General features: G+C 47.1%; 2 protein-coding genes (1 of these 2 only partly in view). Both read right to left on the bottom strand.

Annotated elements, in window-relative coordinates; translation table 11 throughout:
• Positions 1–11: 11 nt before the first annotated feature.
• Positions 12–13,628, bottom strand: a complete 13,617-nt coding sequence (pksL, locus tag MKY50_RS09350; RefSeq protein WP_341116537.1) for a polyketide synthase PksL — start codon at positions 13,626–13,628, stop codon at positions 12–14.
• Positions 13,612–14,272: the 3' end of a polyketide synthase PksJ gene (gene pksJ, locus MKY50_RS09345; protein WP_341116536.1), read on the bottom strand. Its footprint extends 14,471 nt past the window's final position; only the last 661 of its 15,132 coding nucleotides appear in the window; its start codon lies beyond the right edge, outside the window — the gene reads right to left on this strand; it ends in the stop codon at positions 13,612–13,614. Before pksJ ends, pksL begins: the two co-directional genes overlap by 17 nt.

The following is a 14,272-nucleotide window of genomic DNA, read 5'->3' as shown; positions in this document are numbered from 1 at the left end:
CCACTCCTCTCTTATTTGAAAGTTTTCCAAAACATATCTTTAGAAGCCCCTGTGTCTGAATGCACTTTTTTCTGCACGTTTTGTGCTGATGGTTTGATTAAAACGGGCTGCCTATTTAATTCCGGCAAAAGCAGAGGTTTTCTTCTAATTGGACGAGCAGCCGAGTCTTTCCAACCTTCTATAATGAGATGGGCGTTCGTTCCGCCATCTGCAAAACAATTAATTGCCGCAGCCGGCGTTGTCTCCTTCCACTCGGCTTGCGATCTGCTGAAATACAAATCTGTCTTTTCTATATCAAAATACGGCATATTTTCATTACCTGACAGGAATGGAACCAATTGTCTATGCTTCAGCATTAAAGCTACTTTAATCAGGCTCGCAATCCCCTCTGCACATAATGGATGGCCGATGTTAGGTTTCACCGATCCCAGCCCTAACGGAGCCTTTGATTCAGAACGGTAAATGGACTGGATTGCCTTTAATTCAAGTAAATCTGTTACTGCCGACCCCGATCCGTTCGCTTCGAGATAGCTGATCTCTTCAGTCTTTTTGCCGCTTTTTTCAAGCGCTGACAGCATGACGTCCTTTTGTGCCTCGAGATTCGGAGATGATGGGCCAGCCGTTCTTCCATCATTATTAATTGCTGCAGCCTTAATGACTGCATATATGGAATCTCCGTCTTCAAGCGCTTGGCTGACGGTTTTGACGAGAACCATGCCCACGCCTTCTCCTAAAATGACACCGTCTGCCCGCTTATCAAAAATATGGAATGACGGTTTGTCACATAAAAGTCCGCGCTCATAAAACATTCGATGCGCATCAGCATCAAGCAAACTGACGCCGCCTACAACCGCTGCCTCAATATCTCCGCTTCGCAGAGCCTGAATGGCCATATTCAGCCCCACCAGCGCAGAGGAACAAGCGGTATCCAGGACAATACTCGGTCCCTTCAAGTCAAAAAATTGTGAGATGTTAGCCGCTAAATAGTTTTGTCCGCCAGCGACTATCGGATTTCTTGCTTTTGAAAGACTGGCCGGATCAGGCTTGTGCTGGCTGCGGCCTCCTATATAAACACCAGCCCTCATGCCCTTCACTTCTTTCTCTGTATAACCGGCGTGATACCACAGCTTCAAGCTTTCCTCCAATACAGCCAAAGCTTGAGGGTCCATCGCTTTGACATCGTTTTCGGACATCATGAAGAAATCATGATCAAATCGGTTCATTTCATCAATGAGGCCCGCGTAATTTGAGCTGGAGTTCCCGAATCGTTCAGGCGGAACAGGCGCAATCGCAGACCGTCCATCACGTATTAGTTCCCAGTATTCCTCTAGGGTTTCTGCTCCTGGGAACCTGCAACTAAGACCGATGATAGCGATGTCCTCAGCAAGAAGTGCCGTTTTTTCATGGCTTATCTGTTGCGGCCGCTGTTCTGGCACCAGCTTCTGTTTCATCGCTGATTGCGGCTTGAGCGGTGGCTGTTTCTCAGGAACAGATGGCTGTAAAACAGCTGATATGTCATATTTCGAAATGAGCCAGTGTGCAAAGGATTCTATTGTCGGGTATTCAAACAAAATTGACGGATCAATATCTCCATTTAATTGTTGGTTCATCTGCTGTACCAGCTGGGCCAATATAATCGAGTCGATTCCGTATTCTTGGAAAGGTTCATCCGTTTCAAAGTCTTCTGCAGCTATTTTCAGTTCATCTGAAAAAAGAGTTACGAGCCAGTCGACTGTTTCAGGGAACAGGTTGCGAGTGCCGGTTTGCTCTTTCGTCTCAGGATGTGAGAGAGCTTCGACAGGCAGTGACGGCTGCATTAGCTTATCCGGCTTCCAAACGTTTGTATCTGGTACTGCCGGCAGCACGACAGCATACTGTCTGTCTGATAGAATCTGGTCAAGCAGCTGTAATCCCTCGTCGTTTGTCAAACTGATCAATCCAGTTTGTTCTAAAGCTTTGCTTCGAACCTCGCCTAAACCGGTCTCCTTCCAGTTAGGCCACTGAATGCTTACAATGGGACATTTATCTTGATGAGCCTCCGCAAAATAATCCATAAAAGCATTTGCCATCGCGTAATCAGCTTGTCCTGCTGCTAGTGCAGGGATGGCCGCTGATACTGATGAAAACAAGGTGAAAAACGCCAATGGTTCATCCTGAAGCAGGTCAAACAACGTTTGCAGACCTTCAACTTTCGGTTCAAGCACCTGTTCGATCTCTTCTCGTGATTTTCTGATAAAAGCCGGGTTTTGTTTGTTCACCATCCCGGCACAATGGATGACTCCGCCAATCGCCCCCATTGTTTCGTGTATGGTCTTCAGGCTCTGTTCGACAGCAACCCTGTCTGTGAGATCCAGAGACAGCACCTGAACTTGCGCACCCATGTCTTCTAGCTCTTGAACGGCTTTTATTTTCTCGGCAAACGAGGCCATTTTTACCGAATTCCACTGGTCACGCGGCGGAAACTCTTCACGGCCGATAAGGACCAGCCGCTTAACGCCGTATGTTTTCACAAAATGCCGCGCACACAGCAAGCCGAGACCTCTTGTCCCGCCTGTAATGAGCAGGACTTTGTCTGTTGAAAACGATACTTGCTTATGACTAAGAGCGGCTTCTGCTGGCTGCTCTGCCAAATATGCTCGATATCGCTGTCCGTTTCGATAACAGACTTCTGATTCTGTGCTCTTGGCATAATATTCAACTGCAATCAGTCTGGCCAGCTCCCCATGAGAGGCTTCGCACTCCATATCTGCATGTCTTGAAGTAAGGTGGCTGTACTCACTTTGAAGCATGCGGTATAAACCGGCCCGCGAAGCACCAGACAAATGAACAGCGTCATTTGCGTAGGTCTCCAGCCCCTTTGTTACACCCAAGATCGTCAAATGATGCTTGCTTGTACGTCCTTGCTCGATCAGCTTTTGGAGCCAGTTTATCCAGCCCATAGAATGCTCATGGCTCGTTCCGCACCCGATCAGATCGATTGCTCCAGCAACGTGTTCATAGTCAGCAGCAGATACCCGATCCAGCTCTTGGCTGTCAAATATACGGTATGTCGAGAAATACGTCGAAAGCTCTTCCGCTAATGCCATTGTCTCCTCATTTGCCAAAATGGCGACGGTTTGATTCGTCATTTCTGCCGGTTCAATCGGACAAGGCTGCCACTGTTTACGCAGAAAGCAGCGCTTTGGCATCAGTTCGGATTGAGGCAGAGCTGTAGCAATGGTTTCGGGTTCACCTTCTTGAGTTGGCAGCCAGTAATACTCTTCCGCGAACGGATAAGCAGGCAGGCTGATTCGGCGAGGCGTGTATTCCCCATAAAGCTCATTCCAATCTATCTGCAGCCCTTTCACCCATAGCTCTGCTACTTTCTCCAGCCTTTTTTTCTCTATCCATGTTTGCAGCAATGCTTTGGCATCATGATCCGTTTCAAACAGCTTGATTTCGCTCTTCTTCGTTTTCACGTGAGCAGCAAATATGCTGCCGTTCGGCATTTCAGCCAAATAATCATCTAAAGCTTTGATCAGCATTTCTCTCGAATCCGCCAAAAACGCCAGCCGATAATCCATTGCTTCCCGGCCCGTCTGAAGTGTGTATGCCATATCCTCCAGATCGATATCTTCATTGGAAGTTACGAAATCTTTCATTGCTTCCGCATAGGCCTTCAATTGCTTCTCTTTTTTCGCTGAGAGTGCAAATAATGCTGAGCGGTGCTGCTTTGTTAATGGATCGTTCCTCTTGTCAGGCTGATATTCCTCTATCACAATATGGGCATTCGTTCCGCTATATCCGAAAGAGCTCACACATGCTCTCCGCGGTTTTCCATCACCCGTTTCCCAAGGCTTAAGCTCCGTATTTACGTATAAAGGAGAATGCTCAAATTCAAAATGCTCATTCGGTGTCGTGAAGTTCAATGTCGGGACAAGTGTTTTATGATTCATGCACAATAACACTTTTTGAACCCCGGCTACTCCTGCCGCCGCGGATGTATGGCCAATATTGCTTTTGACGGAACCGATTGCGCAAAACTGCTTTTTGTCTGTTTTTTCTTGAAAAACGGTGGACAGAGCTTCTAATTCAATTGGATCGCCTTGTTTTGTTCCTGTGCCGTGCATCTCGACATAACTGATACTCTCAGGATGTATGCCGTATGTTTCATATATGTCTCTTTCCAGATCCATTTGGCTTTTCGCACTCGGTGCCGTGATTCCGTTTGTTTTCCCGTCCTGATTAATACCCGAGCCAATGATAATGCCATAAATATGGTCACGGTCCGCTTCTGCATCTTTCAGCCTTTTCAGAACCAGCGCACCCGCACCCTCGCCGGGCACAAAACCATTCGCGCTATTGTCAAATGCTTTACATTGTCCATCAGGTGAAAGCATGCCGGCCTCACACATACTCATGTAAGATTCCGGCGTCAGGTATAAGCTGACCCCGCCGACCAGCGCCATATCAATTTCTTTGTTTATAAGTGCCTGGCGCGCTAAATGTGTGCCGACCAATGAAGATGAACAAGCGGTGTCAATAGGAATCGCTGGCCCTTTTAAATTAAGAAAATACGGAATACGCGCCGCAGCGATCGCAAAGCTGTTCCCGGTGGCATTTGCTCTTGCCTGCCGGTTCAGCATGACCCCGTATTCATTGCTCATAATGCCGAGATATACACCGCATTTTTTCTCATTTAAAGTTCGGGCGTTGTACCCAGCGTCCTCAAAGGCTTTATAGCCTTCCTGCAAAAAGATTCGATGCTGCGGGTCCATCAGTTCAGCTTCTGACGGCGGAATATTAAAAAACAATGGATCAAAATGTTCAATATCATCCAGCATCCCCATTGATTTGCAGTAGACTTTCCCTTTTTTGTTGAGGACAGGATCATAGTATTTGTCTACATCCCACCGTGATGTTGGAATGTCCCGAATGGCATTTCTCGCATGAACCAGGTTATCCCAGTACTCTCTTACATTACGAGCGCCAGGGTATCTTCCCGACATCCCGACAATCGCTATCGCATCCTCCGGGCGGTCTTGAAGAACAGGAACCGTTTTCGTCACATGTTCTTTCTTTATTGGATGTTGAACAGGCTGTAGGGGCCGTTCTGCCGGCTTTGGATGAGATGGTGCTGCTGGCTTTTGCTGGGCTGCTTCGAAAGAGTCAGTATGCTCTATCTTTCTATCAAGATGAGTTCCAAGCTCGGACTTTAGCATTTCGGCAAAAGCACGTATCGTTGGATAATCATATACTCTGGTTACCGTAAAAGACGTTCCGTATTGCTTGTTCACCGCTTTTATCCATTCGAGTCCGGTAATCGAGTCCATTCCGATATCTATGAACGCTTCGTCAATATCCACCTCGTATGGCTCCATGTATAACACGTCTGCTATGCTTTCCCTCAAGTTTTCATGCAGCGTTTCAATTGCTACAGTATATTGTCTTGATGCAGATATTTCTGCCGCTGCATATTGAATCGTTTCTTCAGCTTCCTCTTGCACTGGCTGATGATGTTCTAACGGCTGCAGAGATATATTAGCCGGTTTAGCAGCAGGTACCACTGTTTTTTGTCTGATCGGCGTGTACGTCTCCGTTTGTTTTTTCTCCCCAGCTTGTGTGCTTAACTCGTGTGCTAAGTAAACAGCGAAATCACGTGTTGTCGGATAATCATATACCTTTGTGACATTTAGTGATGTGCCATACTGTTTATTTATTGCTTTTATCCATTCGAGCCCGGTAATCGAGTCCATACCGATATCTATGAATGCTTCGTCTGGATCAATCTCGTTTTGGTCCATGTACAGCACTTCCGCTAAGCCCGCTGTCAGTTCATCGCACAAGGCTTCCGCCGTGATCGTCTCTGTTTCTGTATCTGATGGAACACGCTCTAAACGATCCTGATTGGTCATTAAAGGCTGTAACGTAATATTGGCAGGCTTGCCACTGGCTTCTCTGTCTACAGACGGCTTCGGAATAACGGGCTGTACTGGAGCGAATGGCTCCTCCGTTCTTTTTTCCTCAGCCTTTGCATTTACGTCTATCCAATAGCGATCTCTTGCGAAAGGATAGGCAGGTAAACTGATGCGCCGCGGTTTTTGATCCTGATATAGCGTGCTCCAGTCGATTCGCAAACCTCTTACCCACAGGTCTAAAACCTTCGCATATTTTCCTTTTTGCAGCCATGCCTCAATTGTTTTTGACATATCCTCATCAGCAGCAAAAGCAGCAATGGCTTCTTTGTTGCTCTTTACTTGTCCGCGATAGACATATTCACGATTTTCTGTTCCGGAGATACATTCATACAGCTTTTCTTCAAGCTCTTGCATCGTTTCCGCAACGAACGCCAGCCGTTCTTTCATCGCTTCCCGGCCGACTTGCAGCGTATAGGCAATTCGGTGTAAATCTGCTTCAACATATGTTTGTTCACGAATGGCATGCAGCAATCGCTCCGCGCGTTTCTGAAGTCTTTCCTCATTTTTTGCTGAGAGCACAATGACAGCCGGCTGTTTCCTCGCTGGTAAACGTTCCTCCACAGGTTCCGGAGCATACTCTTCTATTAAAATATGGGCGTTCACACCCCCGGCACCAAATGAAGAGACTCCTGCGATTCTCGGTAATTCGATGTCTTTGCCATTGACACTGATGATCGGCCTCTTCCACTCTTCTAGCTCTTGCTGTACTTTAAACGGCGAGTTAAGGAAATCAATATTCGGGTTCAGCACGTTTGAATGCAGGGAAGGCGCAAGCTGCCTGTATTTCATTTGGAGCAATACCTTCGTTACTCCTGCAATACCTGCCGCACTCTCACAGTGCCCGATATTTGATTTGGCTGACCCTATTGCACAAAATTGTTTGTCATCGGTTTCTTGCGTAAACACTTTGGACAGCCCTGTGATTTCAATAGGATCACCGAGAGAGGTTCCCGTGCCGTGGGCTTCGATGTAACTGACTGTCCGCGGATCAACCTTCGCTTCCACAAACGCCTTTTTGATGACATCTGCTTGGGCATTCGGATTGGGCACTGAGTACCCGTTTGTTTTTCCCCCGTGGTTGATGGCTGTCCCCTTAATGATTCCATAAATGTGATCACCATCTTCAACTGCTTTAGACAATGGCTTCAAAAGCACTGCTCCAACGCCTTCCCCCGGCACATAGCCGTCTCCGCCCTGTCCGAAGCTTTCACATCGGCCTTTGCTGGACATAAATTTGTTCTGCCCGAGCATCAAATATTTATTTGGATGGATTGACACATTCACGCCGCCCGCGAATGCCGCCTCACATTCTCCGCGCTGCAGGCTTTGGCAGGCCAAGTGGATAGCCGTTAAAGAAGAAGAACACATGGTGTCTAAAGCAATACTCGGTCCGTGAAAATCAAAATAATAAGATACCCGGTTCGCGATGGATGATGGATTTCCCGTTAAAGCCAGAGACCTTCCCCGCACCTGCTCTTGTGCCCCGTACAGCTGATATTCTTCGTACATGACACCGACGTAAACACCGACGCTTCCGCCAAGCTCAGCATCACGCTTACGGCCGAGGTGCTCTCTTGTATAGCCTGCGTCTTCCATCGTTTCATACACGCACTGCAAAAATAAACGCTCTTGCGGGTCCATTAATTTTGCCTCACGCGGCGAAATATGGAAAAACTGCGGGTCAAACTTGTCTACATCCTTCATGAAGCCGCCCCACTTGCTGTAGGTTTTTCCAGGCTTGTCTTTATCTTCGTCATAATAAAGACTGTGATCCCAGCGGTCTGCAGGAATTTCCGTAATACAGTCTCGCCCGTCCCTCAGTTTTTCCCATAATTCATCAATGTTGTCTGCCTGCGGATAGCGACCTGAGATACCGATGATCGCAATTTCTTCCGTTTCCTTCTCTCTTACCTGCTTCTGCTCTTTATCTTGCAAAGGAAGAAATCCAGACTTTCTTGGGATAACTGGGATTTCTTGTTTTTCAGGTTCTGATTTTCTTTCAACAGAAGGTTTTCCCGTTTCAAATCCCAAGATGTCCAGCAGTTTTTCTCTGCGGGAATCAATAAAATACCGGGTTAATGACCGAATATCCTGGTATTCAAAGAACAGCGTCTTGGACAAAGATCCGAATACTTTTTCTAATTGACCCGTTACATGCATGATCATGATAGAATCGATCCCGTAATCCTCGAGAGGAGCTTCAGCATCAATCTGGCCAGCTGGCAGCTTAATCACCGAAGAAAGCACCTGTTTAAAATAGTTCTCCGCTTTTTCTCTTAGTATCTCTTCATCAATTTCCCCGATCATGTCTGCTTTTTCTGCCTCCTGATTGAGACTGCTTTTTTTGATATTGTGAGATTGGCCTTTGCCATGTCCCGTTTCATGTAAAAATGCACGAATCCGATCAGTAACACCGGAAGCAACTAACACTTGCGGGTTCCCTGACGTCCAGCCATGATATAGCGCCTGAATCCCACGATCTGTTTCCATGGCCACCATGCCTGTTTCTCTTTTCAGCATCCTTGCAGTTTCCGCATCAATTTGCATGCCCCCGTCTTTCCACAGCGGCCAGCACACTGAAAGAGTTTTTCCGTAACGCTTGTGCAGCTCTGCTTGGCCATTGCGATATTCGCTGAATGCATTCATAAATGCATTGGCCATTGCGTAATCAGCCTGTCCCGCGCTTCCTACTGCTCCGGCACCTGAGGAAAAAAGGATAAAGAAATCGAGCGGAATATCTTTCGTTGCTTCGTCAAGGTGAACCAGTCCTGTGACCTTTGGAGCAAGAACGGTTTGAACCTCTTCTTTCTTTTTCTTCATAATGAAATTATCTTTTATTAAACCGGCGCTATGAATGATGCCATCTAAGTCTCCGTAAACGTTTTGGGTTTCTTTTAATAAGGCATCAACCGCTTGTTTGTCAGCCAGATCAGCTTGTCTGTAAATCGCTTGGATGCCAAGTTTCTGTAAGGCTTGAAGCTTCTTCTTCTTCCTTTCATCAAGCGGAGAGCGTCCTGTCAGGATCACAACCGCGTCATTCGTTTGGTTCGCAATTTCAGTTGCAAAGATGAATCCAAGACCGCCTGCACCGCCTGTGATCAGATACACGCCTTTATCCTTCCATGGCATATCAGCTCTTAGGTGCTCACCAGACACTTCTTTCCACTTGCTTACAAATCGCTTCCCTTGCCAGTGGCGGATATGCGTGTCACGCGGATAGCGTCTGTTTTCCTCCAATATTTCGAATAGGTCACCAGCTGACATCCCGGTCTCTATTTCGATCAACTGTCCTGTCAGTTTTGGATTTTCCAGTTCAGCCGTTTTGAGTAATCCCGTTAAGCCGCTTAATAGCTGAGGCTCGTCCAACGCAGGCACCGCCACTTGAATGAATGTATGTCCTCCTGTTTTTGAGTGCATTAGCTGTTTGATTTCTTCAAATAACTGTATGGCATAACCTTCAAACCGTTCATCAATTGTCTCTGTATCATGCTGCAGAACTGTACAGTCAAGATGATTTTGGAGGCTTTCCATTTGTTCTCCAACATCACAGACAACGACTTTATGCGTGTCGTACTCTATGAGCTCTTGCCTCTCTGCAGCACGTTCTTCCCAAATATGTTCGAACAATAGCGTGTCAGTCGCTTCAGAAGGACCTTCTTGATCTGTTTCTAACACTCTTGCAGAATAGCCCGTCAATCGCACGCAAACCTGCCCCTCTTCATTGCATAAATCGATATCAAGCTTCTGCATACGATCCCCAGCTGTACTGCCCTCGCTATATGTGATCCGCGCCCACATAGATGCCTCGCAGCCTTTGAAGATTTGGACATCCTGTATGGCAAAAGGCAGCATTGCCTTTCTGTCTTCTAAACTCGTAGCTCCTCCCAGCCTCAAACCGATAGATGCTTGAAATGCCGAATCTATCATGCTCGGATGCAGAATATAATGGTCTTCTGTATCAGAGATTACAGGAGGCATCGTCAATTTCACTAGAACTCCGTTTTCGCCGGCATATAGGCTGTCGATCGCTCTGTGGCTGTCACCATAATGAATACCCATTTCTGTATAAGCCTCGTAGCAATCAAAAGGTGACAGCGTCCGGCCATTATAGCTTGCCTTCAGTTCTTCAATGTTGATGACCGGATTTTCACCAGCCTCACAAAGCACTGCACTCCCTTGCCCATATACAATCGGCGACTCCTCTGCGCTTTCAGGGTCCCGGCAGATTTCAAATGTAATCTCACCATTGTCCTCAGGATATAGACGTACATCTATATCTTTCTGCTGTTCTGTGACGGCGAACGGCCGGACCCAGACGATATTCCGGAGCCGGAATCCTGTCGGGAACTGATCCGCAGCTGCCCTTTCCACAGCTGCCCGAACCATCTCCAATAAAGCTGCGCCAGGTAAAACGTGTTCGCCCTTTATGACATGATCCTTCAAGAAAAATTCACGTCCTGTAAACGCTGAACGGAAGCGGACACCCGATATGTCGGACACATTTTGATGCAGGAGAGGATGCAGGATGTGTCGCTCCTCCTTTAAACGATCAGTCTTTTTCTCCGCTTTCGGCACCCAATAACGCACCCTCTCAAATGGGTAAGTCGGCAGGCTGATCCGCTTTGGTTTGTTTCCGTCGTAAAGCAGCTTCCAGTCAACCACAGATCCGTTCGCCCACTGCTCCGCAATTTGATCGAGTTTTCTTTGCTCCAGCAATTTATGTACCGATTCGGCGGGACGCGATGGTTCGCTTCCTCTTGACACGCGGCCCTTCCAGCAATGCTGAATGGTTTTTTGTCCTTCTATAAAAGCCTTCAATTGGTCGCTTAATTCTTGAATTCCGGATGCTAAGAAAGAAACCCGTTCTTCCATTGGTTCACGGCCTACCTGCAATGTATACGCCAAATCTCTAATCTGAATCCCATCATGAAGAAAATCCAAGAGACGTTTTACATATACACGGAGACGTTCTTGATTACGGGCAGAAAGCGGAATAACTGCGAATATGTCAGAATCTGAGGACAAAGAAACGTCCTGCTCCGCTGCTTGAGGAATATATTCCTCAAGGATAATATGTGCGTTTGAACCAGTTGCTCCGAAGGAACTGATACCAGCCCGCCGCGGATAAGGGACCTCTTCCCCATTCTCCTTGATAACAGGCTGCTTCCACGTTTCTGTTTCATGCTGTACATAAAATGGAGACTTTTCAAAATCAACGTAAGGATTCAGTTCTTCCGAATGCAAAGAAGGCACAAGTTTTTGATGGTGAAGCTGAAGGGCAACCTTGCTTAAACCACTGATCCCCGCGGCGGATTCGGCGTGCCCAATGTTTGACTTTACAGAACCGATTGAACAGAACTGCCGATCCTGCGTATATTGGCGGAACGCTTTCACTAATCCCTGTATTTCGATCGGATCTCCTAAGGACGTGCCGGTTCCATGGGCTTCCACATAACTGATCGTCCGCGGGTCGATTCCCGTTTTCTCCAAGCATGTCTCAATCAGATCAGCTTGAGAAACAGGACTCGGCACTGAAATGCCGCTTACAGTGCCCACATGATTCACAGCACTTCCTTTAATAACTGCATAAATGCGATCTCCGTCTTCCTCTGCCTGGCGCAAAGGCTTTAATAAAACCGCGCCTATACCCTCGGCAGGCACATAACCGTCCCCATCCTTTCCAAACGTACGGCAGTGTCCGTCAGTGGAAAACATATCCCAGACCCCGTATGTCATATATTTATTCGGGTGCAAAGACAGGTTCACTCCGCCTGCTAACGCAACATCGCACTCACCGTGACGTATGCTTTCCAACGCCAAGTGCACTGCGGTCAAAGAGGATGAACATACCGTATCGACAGCCATACTCGGACCGTGGAAATTACAAAAGTAAGAAACACGGTTGGCGATTTGCGCATAGTTGAGCGAAAGAGGAAACACATTTTCTGCTGATGCTTCTTCAGCTCCAACTAATGTATAATCCTTGTGCATGACACCGGCAAATACTCCTACATGCTGCCTTTTATTTCGTCCTTTAGGCTTGGCCAACGTCTTTGGCGTATAGCCCGCATCTTCAATCGTTTCCCAGCATGTTTCTAAAAACAGCCGCTCTTGAGGGTCCATTGTCTCCGCTTCTCTTGGCGTGATTCTGAAAAATTGAGGATCGAAGCAGTCGGGATCATCAATAAATCCTCCCCATTTGGAAATGTCCTTACCCGAAGGAGATGTGATTCCTTCAAGTTTCTGCCAATCCCAGCGCGACTCAGGAATCTCACTAACGCAGTCCTTACCCTCTTTCAGATTGTTCCAAAATTCATGAATATTGGCTGCCTTCGGATACCTGCCCGCCAAGCCGATAATCGCAATATCGCCTGCTGCCTCAATAGGTGCAGGACGAGAGCCTTCAACAGTCTTATGGTCGTTTATGCTGTCGGAAACGCGTGCTCTTTCATTCTGGCCAAGAGAACCAGCGGCACTAAAATGCTCAGCATATTCCTCGGCAAGAAACGCTGACAGTTCCGCTATGGTGGTATGCTCAAACAGAAGAGTCGGCGAAAGGCTCTCACCGATCTTATCACTGATCGTTTCTACCACCTCAAGCAAGCCCGATGAATTCAGTCCCATTTGGTAATAACCGACCTGTTTTTCAACTTGTCCTACCGGCTTATTGATTTTCTCTGCGATTAATTGGCTTACAAACTGTTCAGCCTCACTATAGGAATTAACGGGAGAAGATACCATGTCAGCAGGTTTATCACGCTCAGCAGTGTCCGCTCTTGTCATCTGTGTCTCCTGTGCACCTTGATGTTTTCCGCTAATCAGCTCCGCTTCTCGCACCAATTTGCTTGTAAAGTTTTTCAACTCAGCCACTTTTTCTCCCGACGCATTAAAAAATTCAAGTGTTACATAAATCAGCTCTTTTTCCCGCCGGACGGAGGAGCGCTTAATTCTCGTCATGCAATTCGACTGCAAAAGTGCAGAAGCGGAAAAGGATTCATAGAACAGAGGCAAATACAGCCTCTGTTCTCCTTTAAGCAAAGATGTGAGCAAATGATTGGCACCCACCCCGCTCCCGTCTATGAGAGTCGGGTGAAACATAAAGCCTTCTGCGTGAAGCATGGCTTCCGAACCGAGAGAAAGCTCAAGAAGGACGCCATCTTCCTCTTCATAGATGCAGCCTTTTGCTTTCATATATTCGCTGTGCACCAATTCCTGACGTCTGCATTGTTCATATACATCATCAAGCTGAACAACGTTCTGTGCAGATGCTTTGATTTGACTGAGATCCAGTGTTTCTTCAAATATGGCTGGGGAGTCTGCGTACATATCAGCCTTCATATAGAGCTTTTCTTCTGAAGCTTCTTTCCCATCACGTTTTTCAGTTCCCTTGGCTGTGATTTGCCACTGTCCTTCTTTTTTCTCCGCGCATTGGATATTCAGAACAATTACTGCATCCTGTTCCGCCGTCAATGGCTGATAGATGGATAAATTCCGCAGCTGAAGCTCTGAGCAGGAGAAGCCGTGTTCTCTGAATATCTGGTAGATTATATCGATATAAGCCAATCCCGGCAGGACATTTTGTCCGTAAACCACATGGTGATAAATAAACGGATTTTTTAACGATAATGTGAGTTGTTTCGTTATCTTTTTCACGTTAGACCTCCACCTCATAAGTATCCCATATGTTTGCCGCAGTCATTTTCGAAGTCTCCGCTTCCAGCTTTGTCTCGCCTGGCGAAAGCATTCGTTTCTTTAATTGAGGAGGCGATATTGGACTGCGCTTGATGGCGTGTTTTTCATCTTTTTCCCACGCCTCTACGATGACATGGGCATTCGTCCCCCCATCGGCAAAGCAGTTAATAGCCGCAGTAGGCTGCGAATCTGTCCATTTTTCCAGGGCTCGGCTGAACGTGATGTTCGCTTTCTGTTGATCGAAATGCGCCATCTCTTTTTCACCTGATAAAAATGGGACAAAGCGGCGCTCTTTCAGCATCAGCACAACCTTAATGAAGCTGGCGATCCCTTCAGCACATAGCGGATGCCCGATGTTCGGCTTGATTGAGCCAAGAGAAAGAGGCGATGAGTGCCCAGAACGGTACACTGATTGGATCGCTTTTAGCTCAAGGAGATCGGTTACGATTGAACCTGACCCGTTTGCCTCAAGATAGCTGATGTCCTCTGGTTTTTTTCCGCTTTTGGAAAGCGCATCTTTCATGACTTCCTTTTGCGCCTCCAGATTAGGTGTTGCAGGCCCCGCCGTTCTTCCGTCATTATTGACCGAGGCCGCTTTCACAACAGCATATATGGTATCTCCG

It is taken from the genome of Bacillus sp. FSL R7-0685, from assembly GCF_038002425.1.
In the GTDB taxonomy this organism is placed as follows: domain Bacteria; phylum Bacillota; class Bacilli; order Bacillales; family Bacillaceae; genus Bacillus; species Bacillus subtilis.
The sequence above is the reverse complement of the archived record's forward strand: the minus strand, read 5'-3'. Positions and strand labels throughout refer to the sequence as shown.

Excerpts from the sequence above, each read along its gene's own strand:
- pksL (WP_341116537.1), bottom strand. The coding sequence starts at position 13,628 with ATGAGGTGGAGGTCTAACGTGAAAAAGATAACGAAACAACTCACATTA.